Genomic DNA, 14,459 nt, shown 5'->3' on the forward strand with positions numbered 1-14,459 from the left:
CCCTGAGTTGCGTTTGCCTCCCTTGCGAAACAGGGCGTACTCATCCTGCAACCAGACTTGTGGCATTTCCCTTGTGCCCGGCTGCCATCGTGTCCAGAAGATATTGGAGATGATCTCCTTCCTGTTCGATACGAGCTGTTCCAATGTCCGTGGATGCAGGACGAGATCGGAATCAATCAAGAACACGGCATCGTACTTCTGGTCACGGGCATATGCCAAAATACGATTTTTCAGTCCGGCTACCCGCCAGATCTGTTCGTCGCGCCAATAATGCCCACCCTCGTCCTTGTTGTATACTCCTTTTCCCTGATTGGTATCTGCTTCATCTACATTGGCATCCAAAAGACTGCCTTCATGCCGAAGTACAAACTCATGGAGCATATTGGATGCCGCTTCTTCTTCATTGTCGTCCACAAACAGATAGTCTGTCGTCACCGTCGTTCGCTCAAGCGATTCCAAGGACTGGAGAAATTCACGTAGTACCGGGGCTGTCTGCCGAATAGGACTTGCGATAAGAATCTTTTCCTTTGGCTCTTCTTTACCTTTTTCTTTTTCCTTCTTCAACTCTATTGTCCTCCTTCCCTTATTCCGACCATTGCAAAAGTCTGGGCTCTGCATCCAAAATGGATTCGTACTGTTCCTTCCAGCCATATCTTGCATCCGGGTCCAGTGCCTGATAGCGCTCGTATTTACGAATTCGGTCCTCTGCACGTGCCCAACCATAATGCTTCACCCGAGGCGAGTGGCATCCATAGGCAAAATGCTGAATGGTTAGCGGGAAACGGCCGCAGTGCTGCGGAGTTTCCTTCCATTCATAGCTCCATTCCGGTCTGTATCGGACCAGGAATGGCCGATAATACGCATGAGCCTGCCAGTATTGATCTTCCCGGTAATGTGTATCGCTCCACATATCAAACAACCTGAAATAAATGGCGTCCTCCGTTCCACCCAACAGTTGATTCCGAACAGTCCCAAAATCCGTTGTCAGGATTTCATCCGCGTCCAGATTCAAAATCCATTCCGGTCCGGTAGCCACTGTTGTCTCCCACTGCTGCTTCCGTAAACTCACCTCATCTGCAAACAAGGAGGCCGGGTTCACAATCAACGTAAGCGGAATTCCCTCCAGCATTTCCTGGCATAAAGCAACGGTATGGTCTGTACTTCCGTCGTCAATGATTACTGCACGATCAATCCACGGCCGGTGAGTCTCTAACGCTTGTCTGAGATACCTGTGCTCCTCATTGCGGACAATCATGGACAAGGTGACATGCGGCCTCGTGGTTGCTTCACGATCTTCCAACTCCCCACCTCCAGGCTGAGTCTGTCACGCGTAATAACTGATGTGCTATGGATGATTAAAATGGCAGAACCCCTGTTAACCTCAATATCTAATCTATGCGCGTCTGGAACGGGGTTATGTCTGGCAGGGAAACCTTTCATGACGTTTAGGAACCTTCAAAAACGATATGTTCTTCTTTTCTTGGACAACGACAAAAAAGGCACCCGCTTCCGCAGGTGCCTCGTTAATGTAATATTTCATTGGTTTAATTGTTAATGACCTATTCAGATCTCAATATAAAAGAGGTCTGAATAATCAACGATATGCTGCCAGACGGTCATTCAGACTGCGTGTTTGCCCGTACACATCCTGATACAGTGCAAATAGTCCGTCATACACCTTAACCGCTTCCGGGTTAGGCGCATAAGATTTCGCAGGACGAATGAACGCGGCAGCACATTCTTGCAAAGATGGGAACCAGCCACAGCCATAAGCTGCCAGCATCGCCGCGCCCATAGCTGGGCCCTGCTCACTTTCCAATTTCACAATGGTTGCATTGAAGACATCAGCCTGCATTTGCAGCCAAGCTTCATTTTTGGCACCGCCGCCAATGGAGATGACTTCGTTGACTGTTTTGCCAGCGTTACGAAGAATATCAATAGACTCGCGCAGCGAGAACGTAATGCCCTCCATCACAGCACGTCCAAAATGCTCCAGCTTATGACCGGCATCCATGCCGATAAAGCTGCCACGAATGTTCGCATCCGGGTGCGGTGTACGCTCGCCAACGATATAAGGCGTGAACAACAACCCGTTGCTTCCCGCTGGAATCGCATCAATGCCCTGCAAGAGCACATCAAATGATTTGTCAGCTGCAAAAGTATCCTTAAACCAGGACAGGCTGTATCCTGCCGCAAGCGTTACCCCCATAATATAGAAGGCATCTTTCTCTCCATGGTTAAAGAAGTGAACTTTGCCTTCGAAATCGAGATCTTTACGCTCTTCATAAGAAAGCACTACCCCGGACGTTCCGATGCTGCACATCGTCTGTCCTTCACTCAGAATGCCTGCGCCAATGGCTCCGCAAGCATTGTCCGCACCGCCTGCATAAACTTTCGTTGCGGCTGCAAGTCCGGTTTGATCCGCAATCTCAGGCAGCAATGTGCCTACTTCTTCAAATGACTCCACAAGACGTGGGCACAAGGATACTGGCAGTTCAAAAGCTTCCGCGATTTCCTTGCTCCACTGCTTGCCTGCAACATCCAGCAACAAAGTGCCGGCTGCATCCGAATAATCCATGGCATAATCACCTGTCAGGCGATACCGCACATAGTCCTTCGGCAACAGAAACAGCGCTGCCTGTTGCAGCAATTCCGGCTCGTTCTCCTGTACCCACAGGATTTTGGGCAGGGTAAAACCTTCGAGCGCACGGTTGCGGGCAATACTTAACAATTTCCAGTCCAGTACTTTCTCAATGCGGCGGCACTGAGCCGTTGTCCGTGTATCGTTCCATAGAATGGCATTGCGCAGCGGTTTACCTTCGGCATTCACCAGCACCAAGCCATGCATCTGTCCGGAGAAGCTCAGTCCTTCGATCTCCGAAGGATGTACGCCGGACACCTCCAGCAATTTGCGCAGCGAAACAATTGTCTGCTCTACCCAATCTTCCGGATTCTGCTCACTGTATCCAGCTTTGGGTTGGTACAGCGGATAAGCCTCGGAAGCTTCAAACGCCACTTTCCCTTCACGGTTAACCAGCACAGTTTTAACTGCACTTGTTCCCAGATCGACACCAATTACGTAACTCATGGGTTAACTCCTCTCATTTATCTCTGGTTATATCCACGAAGAATCCAAGTTTACATGAGAGTACTCCGTGATCAGAAAACCCTTGGATCGCCGTTACCCCCGGATTTCCTTCATCCCTTTAACAAGGGAGAAATCCGGGGATAAATGCGACCGCTTCCTCCGGGTCCTTTCTGCTCACTCCGTTCTGCATGCTTAATCATGAACACACATGGATATGAAACGAGTAAAACGTACTCGTCTCTGTAGCTGAAAATCGTGCCAACGACATATATCTGTCATTAGTAATGGACATGCAAACCTTGATACTCATGAAATTCAATCCATTTCGGTATCAAAAAACCGTCCCCGCCTTCCCAGGGGAAAGTCGGGAACGGTCCGAATGTCATGCTTGTTCAGGCGTTCCGTGGTACAAGCTTGTACAGGGCAGGCATGGTCGTCACATGCCATGCCTTGCACAGATGAGACCCGGTATTAGTCAGCCAGGATGTATTGGTTGAGTTTTGCTCTCAGCAATTCCTGACGTCCGGATTGGTTTTTGCGGGGGCTTTCGTTGTTCAGCGCGTACTCTGCAAGGGAAGCCAGTGTTGCTTTACCTGCAACCACATCTGCACCGATACCTTCGCTGAAGCTGCTGTAACGTTTTTCGATGAAGTCATCGAATACACGATCTTCAATCAATTTCGCTGCTACTTTCAGACCTTTAGCATACGTATCCATACCCGCGATGTGTGCCAGGAACAGATCGTCTGCTTCGAAGGAACCACGACGTACTTTGGCGTCAAAGTTCACACCACCACGGCCAATACCGCCGTTTTTCAATACTTCGTACATTGTCAATGTAGCATCGTACATATCAACCGGGAACTCATCTGTATCCCAACCGATCAGCATGTCGCCTTGGTTGGCATCGAGGGAACCAAGCATGCCGTTTGTACGGGCAACGCGGATCTCGTGATCGAATGTGTGACCAGCCAGTGTAGCATGGTTAGCTTCCAGGTTCAGTTTGAAGTGTTTGTCCAAACCGTATTTTTGCAGGAAGGCAATAGAAGTTGCTGCATCATAGTCGTATTGGTGTTTGGTTGGCTCTTTCGGTTTAGGCTCGATCAGGAATTGTGCATCAAAGCCAATTTCCTTCGCGTAGTCTACTGCCATGTGGAACATACGGGCAATGTTGTCTTGCTCCAGTTGCATGTCTGTGTTGAGCAATGTGTCATACCCTTCACGACCGCCCCAGAACACATAGTTTTCTGCGCCCAGACGTTTACCCACTTCCAGACCTTTCTTGATTTGCGCTGCAGCATGAGCGTACACATCTGCGTTGCAAGTGGAAGCTGCACCAAACATAAAGCGTGGGTTGGAGAACATGTTCGCTGTATTCCAAAGCAATTTTTTGCCGCTGGATTTCATGTGGCCTTCAATCAGGTCAACGATCGTATCGATGTTGCTGTAGAACTCACGCAGGCTGTTGCCTTCTGGTGCGATGTCCACATCGTGGAAACAGAAGAACGGGAGATTCATTTTTTCCAAAAATTCAAATGCTGCTTCCACGCGTACTTTCGCGAGGTCCAGACCGGAGTATTTATCCCAAGAACGAACAGCAGTCTCCGCACCAAACGGGTCACTACCACCCGCTGTTAATGTATGCCAGTAAGCCATGCCGAAACGGAAGTGCTCTTCCATCGATTTGCCGGCTACAACTTCTTCCGGATTATAATGTTTAAAAGCAAATGGATTCGTGGAATCTTTACCTTCGAACGAAATTTTATTAACGGATTCAAAATAGGCCATGTAAAATGCCTCCTCAATAGTTTTGAAAGTAATCGTTTACAACGTTATCCTAACACATCAGTTATACTTTGTCTATTGGTTAAACAAAGTAAAAATAAAAATGTTTTTTGCACGTTTGTTTACGCTATAATAGTCGAATAGCTTGTTTACGGATTGCGGGTCTGAACCCTTTTATAGAAGAATAGGAGTGCCTTATGGATATGAAAATTACCGGAGACCAGATGCTGGTCAAAAAAATAAACAAGTCGATCGTCCTGGATACGATTCGGCGTCATGCCCCCCTCTCCCGTGCGCGGGTATCCGAGATTACAGGGCTGAACAAAGCAACGGTATCCAATCTGGTTGCCGATCTGATCAATGATGAACTCTTGCAGGAAATTGGCCCTGGGGAATCCAGCGGTGGACGTAAACCTCTGATGTTGCTGTTTCGCGGTACATCGGGATATGCCGTAGGTTTGGAACTCAGCGTGACCCACTTAAAAGGTGTGCTCACCGATCTGGAAGGTCATATTATCACAGAGTACGCTGTGAAACTGGAACATCATGATGTGTCCTCTGTATTTGAACAGTTGAAACTTGCAGCAGAAGATCTGATTCATGCAGCCCCTCCCTCCCCTCACGGGGTAATTGGAATCGGAATCGGGGTTCCGGGCATGGTGGACGAGGAAGGAACGGTGCTTTTTGCACCCAACTTGGGGTGGGAGAAGGTTCCCCTGCGTGCCATGCTGGAAGAAGTATTCGAGTTACCTGTCACGATCGACAATGAAGCGAATGCAGGTGCGCATGGAGAATTGAATTTTGGTGCAGGTATCGGTGTACGTCATCTGATTTACATTAGTGCAGGCATCGGGATCGGTTCAGGTATTATGGTGGATGGCGAGCTGTACAAAGGAGCCTGGGGATATGCCGGAGAAACCGGCCATATGTCCATTGAAGCAGAAGGCAGACCATGCTCCTGTGGTAATCGTGGATGCTGGGAGTTATATGCTTCAGAGAAAGCTTATGAGCACCCGGATCATCAGTTGCTTTTGCCGGCACATACGACACGGGAATTGATTGATTATGCACAGCAAGGCCATGAAGATGTATTGAAGTTATACCAAGAAATCGGCCGCAAACTGGGGGTTGGCATCACTAATATCGTCAACAGTTTCAATCCTGAACGCATCATTATCGGCGGCCCTCTCTCTGAAGCAGGACCATGGATTGAAACGGCGCTGAAACAAGTGGTGGAGGAGCGTACATTGCCCTATCACCGTCGCAGTTTGCAGATTGAATGGGCTGCTCTAGGCAGTCGGTCCACACGTGTTGGTGCCGCTTATTCAGCAATCTCCCAATTTCTAGGTAAAATAAGAGTGTCCGTCTAATAACTGATGAAAATTGACATCATTTTGCCCCATTTCCTCCCTTTTTGTTAAAGAAATCCAGAGGTATAATAGGGTTATGTGATTTTTGTCATGGCGGCATGAATGTCGCCATGTTAATTCCGATGACGAAACGGAGTGAAAATTCGTGACCTACGTGGATACTTCAGATATCTCGGCGCAAATGTTTGTCACCGTACTCCTGTTCCTGATCGTGCTTGCGCCGCTGTTCAGCCTTGGCATACTTCGATTGTTTCAGAGCAAAAAGAAGGCTGGTTTCATGTACATGCTGTCAGGCGTACTGGTGTATGTAGTATTTCAGACCTTTATGAGTATCTTTTTTTAGATAAGATAAAATATGTTTAATTTTAACGTCAAATCCCCTTTTACATCCACAAAAGAGTTCATAAAACATGTGCTCTGTTGTAGCTGTGAAAGGGGATTTTTCATATTACCTATTTAAATGGATCATACTCACTAGCTTTTGGAGTTCTCTTGATTGCGCTCTTCCATCATTTCCACAATGTCTTGAATTTGTCCCATGACAGAAATCGGATCCGAGAAATAGAATTTGTAACCGTCAATTTCGTATAACTTATTGTTTTTGACCGCATCTAACGTTCCCCACACCGGATCGCTCGCATAGTCGTATGATTCCGCTTTGGCATTCACGGCCATAAATACGTAATCACCAGCATATGATTCGGCGAGCTCATTGGAGATCGTAGCCCAGCCCACTTTCGGATCAATGCTGCGTTCCACGTTCTCGTTCATAGGCAAGTCCAATTCACCATGGATCGTTCTGCCCGTATGCGCATTACCATAAAGCGTGATGTCTTTGCTCAAGCCTCCGTCAAACACAGTAACGGTTTCCCCTTCTTTGATTATACTGCTTAAACGCTCCTTGGCCGAAGTCACCTTTTGTTCAAAATCGGTAAGCCATGCCGACGCTTCAGCCTCTTTTCCCAATATAACGCCAAGCTCTTTAACCTGATCACGAACCGGAGCCGAGTTGTCCAGAAAGACGGTTGGGGCGATTTTGGAATAAGCATCGTAACTTTTGGCATCGCCTGTAACGATCAGGTCAGGGTTCAATGCAGTTATTGCTTCAAGATTGTCCGAAATATCCTCGATACCGGAAACCTTGCCCTCCAGATAAGGGTTTTGCATGAATACGCCATTACTTCCTACAGGTTTTACATCCAAGGCCAGAATATGACCCAAGAAGAAATCTGTTACGACACGCTGCGGATTAGCAGGCACTTCAACCTCGCCCATGGAACTATTCACTTTACGTGTCGTCGCTTGTGTATTTTCATTTGTATTATTTTCGCTTGTACTGTTCACTTGGGAAGATGGTGCATCCGATTGAGCTGTACTTCCATCTCCAGTTGCAGCCCCTGTATTCCCCGAAGAACCGCCACTACATGCACTTAACAGCAACCCAAAAGCCATTAGCAAAGCTATCGGAACTCTCTTTATATTTCTTAACATATCGTCAGACCCTCCATCTAGGTGTTGATAATAATTATCATTATCACATAAAGGAATATAACATGGGGGTAAAGAGCCAACAATATGATTTCTTCCTGCTGAGGATGTAACATCTTCCTCTACAATCTGCTTACGATACTTCTGTGGGGAAACTCCCATATACTTTTTAAAGGCGTTGCTGAAGTAATATGCATCTTGATACCCAATAGAAGAGGCAATAATCCGTAAGGGAAGCTTTGTTTCGACTAAGAGCTTGCACGCTTTTTGCATACGCAAACGGATTAGGCAGTCAATCGGTCCACGATTCAGCACTTGTTTGAAACAATTAGAGAGATGACCCGGACTACGTTGCATTACTATAGCCAAAGAATCCAACGTATGAGGCTTCGCATAGTTCTTCAACATGTATTCCAGAGTAAGTGTGACCAATTCAACAGGACTAGCTATTTTTACAATCGGAGACTGCAGATAAAAATCCTGCACCATGTGATAAACCCATTGGTAGAATGATGATTTGAGTTGAAGTGGCACCGAAGGCCCATGCTCCTGCTGCTCCTGAATTTCCAGCATACGATCTGTAATTTCATATATCATCATCGGCTGAGTTGGTGTCACACGGTATGTAACATAGGTTGGATTTCTGTGTTTGTCTAATAACAGCGGCTCATCGCCGTACGTTGGTACCCATTCTGCTTTATACGAAATCACGATATACTCCGCACCCTCTGAACCTGCGTTAACTTCAAACCTGCTTTTGGGAGGGGCATGAATAATCTCAAAATGATTGATGGAATAGAGCTTTTGATTGAGCAGTACCAGCAAATTACCTCTTCTAATACAGAAAAAACTGCTAGACTGAATCGTGAATAATTTTCTTTGGCCTTTTGCGAGAAGAGCATGTTCAACATGAATATCTCGTATATTCGCCTGTTCCCAGAAGCGAAAATGCTCCTGTTGTTCTATAATCATGCTGACTGTTCACCTCAATGCTTACGACTTAAGAAAAGAATATCGCACTTCTGTTCATTGGACAATTCGAAGATTAATGAAGTAGATCTGAATCAAATAAAGAAGCCTCAGTCCTGATTCGGACTAAGGCTTCTCCAATATATATTCAAACGGCTCGCGCGAACCGGAATAGCTGCATGTGACTTGAACTTACCCTATACAGGGTAAATTAAGCGTCCAGCGCTTTGGCGAATTGAGTTTTGTTCATACCCAGAATACGGTGCTCACCAATGACAGTCAGAGGTACGGCACGTACGCCCATATCCCATACTTGTTGTGCGAACTCATCGCTTGTCTCGATGTTGCGCTCTTCATAAGAGATGCCTTTGTCAGCCAAGAAGCTTTTTACTGATTTGCAGTTTGGGCAGTTGGTTGATGTGTATACAATTACGTTTTCCATGTTTATTCACCTCATATTGTTTTTTTTATAGCTAATCTATTGATCAAAACAGCTCTTCCCTTACAGGACTACAGCGCTGTGCTCCAAGCTCTCAATATATTTCTCTGTATCCATCGCAGCCATACATCCACTACCTGCTGCTGTGATCGCTTGTTTGTAACGAGTATCCTGTACATCACCACAAGCGAATACGCCTGGGATATTGGTTTCGGATGTGCCCGGTGTAGTCAGAATATAACCGTGTTCGTCGGTTGTGATCTGTCCGCCCAGGAATCCAGTGTTTGGCGTGTGACCAATTGCAACGAATACACCGCTAGCAGGGATGATTTCTTCTTCACCTGTTTCGTTGTTCAGTACTTTCAATCCAGTTACGCCGTTGTCGCCAGCCAGCACTTCAAGAGGGGTACGGTTCAATGCCATCTCCACTTTCTCGTTGCTGCGTGCACGATCCTGCATGATTTTGGAACCACGCAGTTCTTCACGACGGTGTACCAAGGTTACTTTGGAACCGAAACGGGACAGGAAGCTCGCCTCCTCCAGCGCGGAGTCTCCACCGCCAATAACGATGATTTCTTTGTTGCGGAAGAAGAATCCGTCACATGTCGCACATGTGCTGACACCACGGCCCACATTCGTTTCTTCTCCAGGAATACCGAGGTATTTAGCAGATGCGCCTGTAGACAGGATCAAGGTTTCGGATACGAGTTCACCCATGCCTTCAACCTGAATTTTGAATGGACGCTCGCTCATATCGATGTTGTTTACCCAGCCTGTACGGAATTCTGCACCGAAGCGTTCTGCTTGTTTGCGCATATTGTCCATCAGTTCAGGACCCATAATGCCGTCAGGGAAACCTGGGAAGTTCTCCACTTCTGTTGTTGTTGTCAGTTGACCACCAGGTTGCGGTCCTTCAATAACGAGTGGATTCAAGTTGGCACGTGCCAGATAGATTGCTGCTGTCAGCCCTGCAGGGCCTGTTCCAATAATAATTGATTTATACATGTATAGTTCCTCCCCCGGGTTCTACAAAAAGGTCAGGCTCTCCGGCATCAAAAGCAAAGGCTTTTGCATACACTAGAACGAAAGCCTACATCATGTCCACATGAACTGCCCGTTATGACAATTAACCTATGCAGAAACGGAATTCTAATTTATAATCATTCTAATCTGTTGTTCATTATGATCTCTTTTATGTACGGTGTCAATGCTCGGCAGCGATTATGAAGAAGTCTTCATCAGGAGGGAAAATGGAAGCATGAACGATGCACTCATTGGCAGCTTTATCTCAGCCATGTCTACCGGCCTTGGGGCCATACCTATTCTATTTATGCGCAAAGTAACACACCGCCTGCGTGATATTTTGCTTGCTTACGCAGCAGGCATCATGACCTCTGCCTCGGTGTACAATCTCATACCGGAAGCACTCGGGCAATCCAATTTGTTCGTACTTGCCCTTGGTATCATGCTGGGCAGCATGGTTCTGCTTGTGCTAGAGATGAAGATTCCCCATGTGGATCTGGAAAATCCCGAGAAGATGCCTTTCAAAATTGAAGCCAAAGCCTTCATGATCATTGCAGCTATCACCATGCATAACCTGCCCGAAGGGCTATCAGTAGGTGTCAGCTACGCAAGCAGTGACGCAGGACTTGGCAATCTGATTGCCTTTTCCATTGGATTGCAGAATGCGCCGGAAGGATTCCTGGTCGCCCTCTTCCTGGTCAATCAGAACATCGGTCGCTTCAAGGCGCTTGGTATCGCCACGCTGACGGGTGCAGTTGAAATTGTTACAGCTATGATTGGTTACACTCTCAGTAGTCTGGTCTCCGGTCTGGTCCCTTATGGTCTTGCCTTTGCAGCAGGTGCGATGATGTTCATCGTGTACAAGGAATTGATTCCCGAAAGCCACGGCGACGGCAATGCACGGGCGGCAACGGTTTCCTTTCTGCTTGGACTGATCACGATGATTGGTCTAACTGAACTCTTTTAATGGAAAAGAACAAAGAACAGCCCTCACATGAACACAAGAATGGACGGCAAAAAACCTGAAAGGACAGCGGATCGCTGAACTTCCAGGTTCTTTTTTTGTTCACAAATGAAGATTAAATGAAATAATTGGAACGATCTGTAAAGGTCGTTCTACGATCACAATTCGGATTTGATGAATCGAATCAATTCGGCATTGAATTTTTCCAATTCATCATAGAATGCCCCATGACCACTCTCCTCAAAAGCAATCAATTGAGAACCGGCAATGCCTTTATGCATCTCCTCGGCGAATTCAAACGGACAGATCTCATCCTTCTTCCCGTGTAAAATCGCTGTAGGTACCTGAATCGAACTCAGGTCACCTCGCAGATCCTCATCTCGCAAGGCAATTGCACTGTTAATCGTACTGTAAGATGAAGCTTCCATGCCGAGTGCATGGAACCAATCCATAAACGACTGGCTGTGCTGTTTCGCGAAAAACATGCCGCCAAACGTCTCCAGCAGCTTCGGACGATCTGCGAAGATCGGCTCAATAATCTGCTCGGTGAGCTGCGCTGGAGTCAATCCATACGGATAACCCTCACGCTGCGTGAACACTGGTGCCGCCGCAGACAATAGCGCCAGCTTGGATACACCATGTCCCGCATGGCGGGACATATAATGCACGGCAATCGCTCCACCCATGGAGAAGCCTGCAAGCACCACGTCGGTCAACTCCAGATCATCAATCACGGCACGAACATCGTCCGCCATCCGGTCGTAGTCATAACCTGTGGACGGAGCATCCGACTTGCCATAACCTCTGAAATCTATTGCTATGGCACGAATGCCATGATTCGGCAGTACATTTAATTGATATTCAAACATTTTATAATTAACTGGCCAGCCGTGCAAAAAGACAACCGGTGTGCCCTGGCCAATATCTTCAACAAATACACTCACATTCGGTTCCACTTGTACGTAACGTCCCATTTTTCACAGCTCCCTTATTGTCATCTCGTTGCAGCGGCAGTTTGCCGCACTGCATGGTAATGTTCCAATAACAACGTTCCCTTAGTCATATTTCATGTAGAATGTTCCTCTGGAATCGTCTCTTCGATTCATTACCCGCTGACCCAAGGTTCAAACGCCGGCTTTTTCAAATGAATTTAGTTATCGTAGCAGTCTTAGTCCATTCAGAATAACCAGGATCGTGCTGCCTTCATGGCCTACCACGCCCAATGGTAACGCAACATCTTGAAGGAAGTTGCCCGCGATTAGAGCCAGAATTACCGTGATGGCAAAAAACATATTCTGCTTCACCGTCCGCTGGGCCCGGCGAGCCTGCCTGATCACCCAGGCGATTTCTTCAATATTGTCATTCATCAGTACAACATCCGCTACTTCCAGTGCCGTGCCGCTGCCCGATACGCCCATGCCCATGCCAACCGTTGCCGCTGCAAGTGCAGGCGCATCATTCACACCATCCCCAACCATCAACACTTGCCCGTACTGTTCGCGAAGCAGATGCACCCGCTTCACTTTATCTTCGGGTAACAAACCTGCGTATACCAGGCTCACACCTGTCTCCCGGGCGATCACTGCGGCCGATTCGGGACGATCACCTGTCAGCATAGCCACTTTTAGACCCATCGCTTCCAGCCTTTTCACCGCTGAGGCCGCTTGTGGGCGCACAGTGTCCCTCATCGCGATCAGTCCGGCCATCTCCCCGTTCGCTGTGATGGCAGACACGGTTTTGCCTTCTCCCTCAAGTTGGGCACGTATGCCAAGCCATACAGCAAGATCATTCATATCAGAAACACCCAATTGCTTCTCTATATCATTTGCGTTATTTACCTCACTGATTTGATGCGTATCCAATTCATCCGTTTTGCCAATTTTCCAGAGAACGCCGTCTACTTTCCCCTCAATCCCCCAGCCTGTCAGAGCTTGAACCTGTTCAGCAATCGGGAGGTTGCTGTCCTCCTTGCTTGCCTGCTCCACAATAGCCCGAGCCAGCGGGTGCACCGAAAGGTTCTCAATGGCGGCTGCCGCGCCCAATAACTGTGTCCGGTCATATCCGTCTGCCGTTATAACATCGGTCACCTGTGGTGTACCCATCGTCAATGTCCCTGTTTTATCAAAAGCAACCACCCGAGTCTGGGCCATGTTCTCCACATGAGCGCCACCCTTGAAGAGAATACCGCGACGTGCACTGCTGGACATCGCTGACAACATGACCGGCATAATGGAAGAAACCAGGGCACAAGGTGAAGCTACAACCAGAAAGACCATTGCTTTGTAAAACGCCTCGTTCCATGTCCAACCAAGCAATAACGGTGTTCCCGCAATAACCAGCACCGTTACGGCGACAACAATACGGGCGTATATCCCCTCGAATCGCTCTATAAAACGTTGGGAATCCGGCACTTCCGTCTGCGCTTCTTCCACCAGTTTAATGATTTTGCCAAACAACGATCCTTCAGCGGATTTGGTTACCTCCACATATAGAGCGCCTTCGCCGTTCACGGTACCTGCAAATACTTCGTCACCAGCAATTTTGTCTACAGGTAAGGATTCGCCTGTAATCGAGGCCTGATTGATAAAAGAGCTGCCACGGTACACGACACCATCCGCCGGAACCAATTCGCCCGGTTTGACCAGCAACAGATCCCCCGGCTGCAAATCATCGATGGATACACGATTCATCTTCCCATCCTCAATACGCAGCGCCGTTTCCGGTTTGAGCGCCAGCAGTGATGAAATATCCTTGTGACTGCGCTCCGTTGCATAGCTTTCCAGTGCACCACTTAACGCAAAAATAAAGATCAGCATGGCGCCTTCATTCCAGTAGCCGATGGCTGCCGCTCCCAACGCTGCTGCAATCATGAGCAGATTCACATCGAGATCACGATCCTTGACCAGTGTCTCAATGCCTTCTTTAGCCTTGGTCCATCCACCTATGGCATAAGCAACAATATATAGTAGTACGGATAACGGGTTAGACCAAGATGCCGTTGCCCAGGCAATAAGCATCAAAAGTCCACTGCCCAGAGCAGCTTGCATTTCCTTGTTGCGCAGCATAGCCCGAAAGTCTGGTTTGCGCCCTCGGCCTGGGCCAGGTGTATTGGCTGAACGCTGTTCAGCTTTTGCTTGGGTTTGAATGGGTTGGTGTATCGCTTGCATATGAATCACAATCCTTTCTGAATGTCGGGTTGTGGATTGCACTTTGCTGCATCCATGTCCCGTGTATTGAAGTCGTATTGAGAATGAGAGCCATTGTTAATACCCTAAAAATGACACATGCTGCTGCGGGAATCCCGCAGCAGCATGGTTATTGAATGGTTGTCGA

11 protein-coding genes and 1 pseudogene are annotated in these 14,459 nt (G+C 47.7%); 3 read left to right on the plus strand and 9 right to left on the minus strand.

Annotated features, from left to right (window positions below; translation table 11 throughout):
* Positions 1 to 99: 99 nt before the first annotated feature.
* The 4 genes and pseudogenes from HP548_RS34100 to xylA form a co-directional block, all read right to left on the minus strand.
* Positions 100 to 660: pseudogene (locus HP548_RS34100) on the minus strand (hypothetical protein); the annotation flags it as partial.
* A complete protein-coding gene (locus HP548_RS11230; protein ID WP_246318028.1) occupies positions 584 to 1,300 on the minus strand; it encodes a glycosyltransferase family 2 protein in 717 nt (238 codons plus the stop codon). The gene HP548_RS11230 and the pseudogene HP548_RS34100, both read right to left, overlap by 77 nt.
* A gap of 294 nt (positions 1,301 to 1,594) precedes the next feature.
* On the minus strand, positions 1,595 to 3,088 hold the full coding sequence (gene xylB / locus HP548_RS11235) for a xylulokinase (RefSeq protein WP_175381676.1): 1,494 nt from the start codon (positions 3,086 to 3,088) through the stop codon (positions 1,595 to 1,597).
* A gap of 471 nt (positions 3,089 to 3,559) precedes the next feature.
* Positions 3,560 to 4,876, minus strand: coding sequence for a xylose isomerase (gene xylA, locus HP548_RS11240; RefSeq protein ID WP_063566575.1), 1,317 nt, complete (start codon positions 4,874 to 4,876; stop codon positions 3,560 to 3,562).
* 200 nt (positions 4,877 to 5,076) lie between these two features.
* On the opposite strand from xylA, the gene HP548_RS11245 reads away from it, so the two are divergent.
* The gene (locus HP548_RS11245; protein ID WP_076291294.1) at positions 5,077 to 6,243 is read left to right on the plus strand and encodes an ROK family transcriptional regulator; all 1,167 of its coding nucleotides are present in this window, start codon (positions 5,077 to 5,079) and stop codon (positions 6,241 to 6,243) included.
* A 145-nt stretch (positions 6,244 to 6,388) separates the two neighbouring features.
* Positions 6,389 to 6,586: a hypothetical protein gene (locus tag HP548_RS11250; protein WP_053779005.1), complete on the plus strand. Its 198-nt coding sequence runs from the start codon at positions 6,389 to 6,391 to the stop codon at positions 6,584 to 6,586.
* A gap of 131 nt (positions 6,587 to 6,717) precedes the next feature.
* Here HP548_RS11250 and HP548_RS11255 read toward each other — a convergent pair whose 3' ends face one another.
* The 3 genes from HP548_RS11255 to trxB form a co-directional block, all read right to left on the minus strand.
* A complete protein-coding gene (locus tag HP548_RS11255; RefSeq protein WP_175381677.1) occupies positions 6,718 to 8,703 on the minus strand; it encodes an AraC family transcriptional regulator in 1,986 nt (661 codons plus the stop codon).
* Positions 8,704 to 8,911: 208 nt separating this feature from the next.
* A complete protein-coding gene (locus HP548_RS11260) occupies positions 8,912 to 9,142 on the minus strand; it encodes a glutaredoxin family protein (protein WP_024631391.1) in 231 nt (76 codons plus the stop codon).
* 60 nt (positions 9,143 to 9,202) lie between these two features.
* Complete coding sequence (trxB, locus tag HP548_RS11265; RefSeq protein WP_076291238.1) at positions 9,203 to 10,144, minus strand: thioredoxin-disulfide reductase; 942 nt, start codon at positions 10,142 to 10,144, stop codon at positions 9,203 to 9,205.
* Between the two features lie 253 nt (positions 10,145 to 10,397).
* Here trxB and HP548_RS11270 point away from each other — a divergent pair, with 253 nt between their 5' ends.
* Complete coding sequence (locus tag HP548_RS11270; RefSeq protein WP_053779008.1) at positions 10,398 to 11,129, plus strand: ZIP family metal transporter; 732 nt, start codon at positions 10,398 to 10,400, stop codon at positions 11,127 to 11,129.
* A 155-nt stretch (positions 11,130 to 11,284) separates the two neighbouring features.
* On the opposite strand, the gene HP548_RS11275 is transcribed toward HP548_RS11270, so the two are convergent.
* Positions 11,285 to 12,100: an alpha/beta fold hydrolase gene (locus HP548_RS11275; RefSeq protein WP_175381678.1), complete on the minus strand. Its 816-nt coding sequence runs from the start codon at positions 12,098 to 12,100 to the stop codon at positions 11,285 to 11,287.
* Positions 12,101 to 12,280: 180 nt separating this feature from the next.
* Complete coding sequence (locus HP548_RS11280) at positions 12,281 to 14,293, minus strand: heavy metal translocating P-type ATPase (protein WP_175381679.1); 2,013 nt, start codon at positions 14,291 to 14,293, stop codon at positions 12,281 to 12,283.
* Positions 14,294 to 14,459: the final 166 nt, after the last annotated feature.

This window comes from Paenibacillus taichungensis, assembly GCF_013359905.1.
Lineage (GTDB): Bacteria > Bacillota > Bacilli > Paenibacillales > Paenibacillaceae > Paenibacillus > Paenibacillus taichungensis.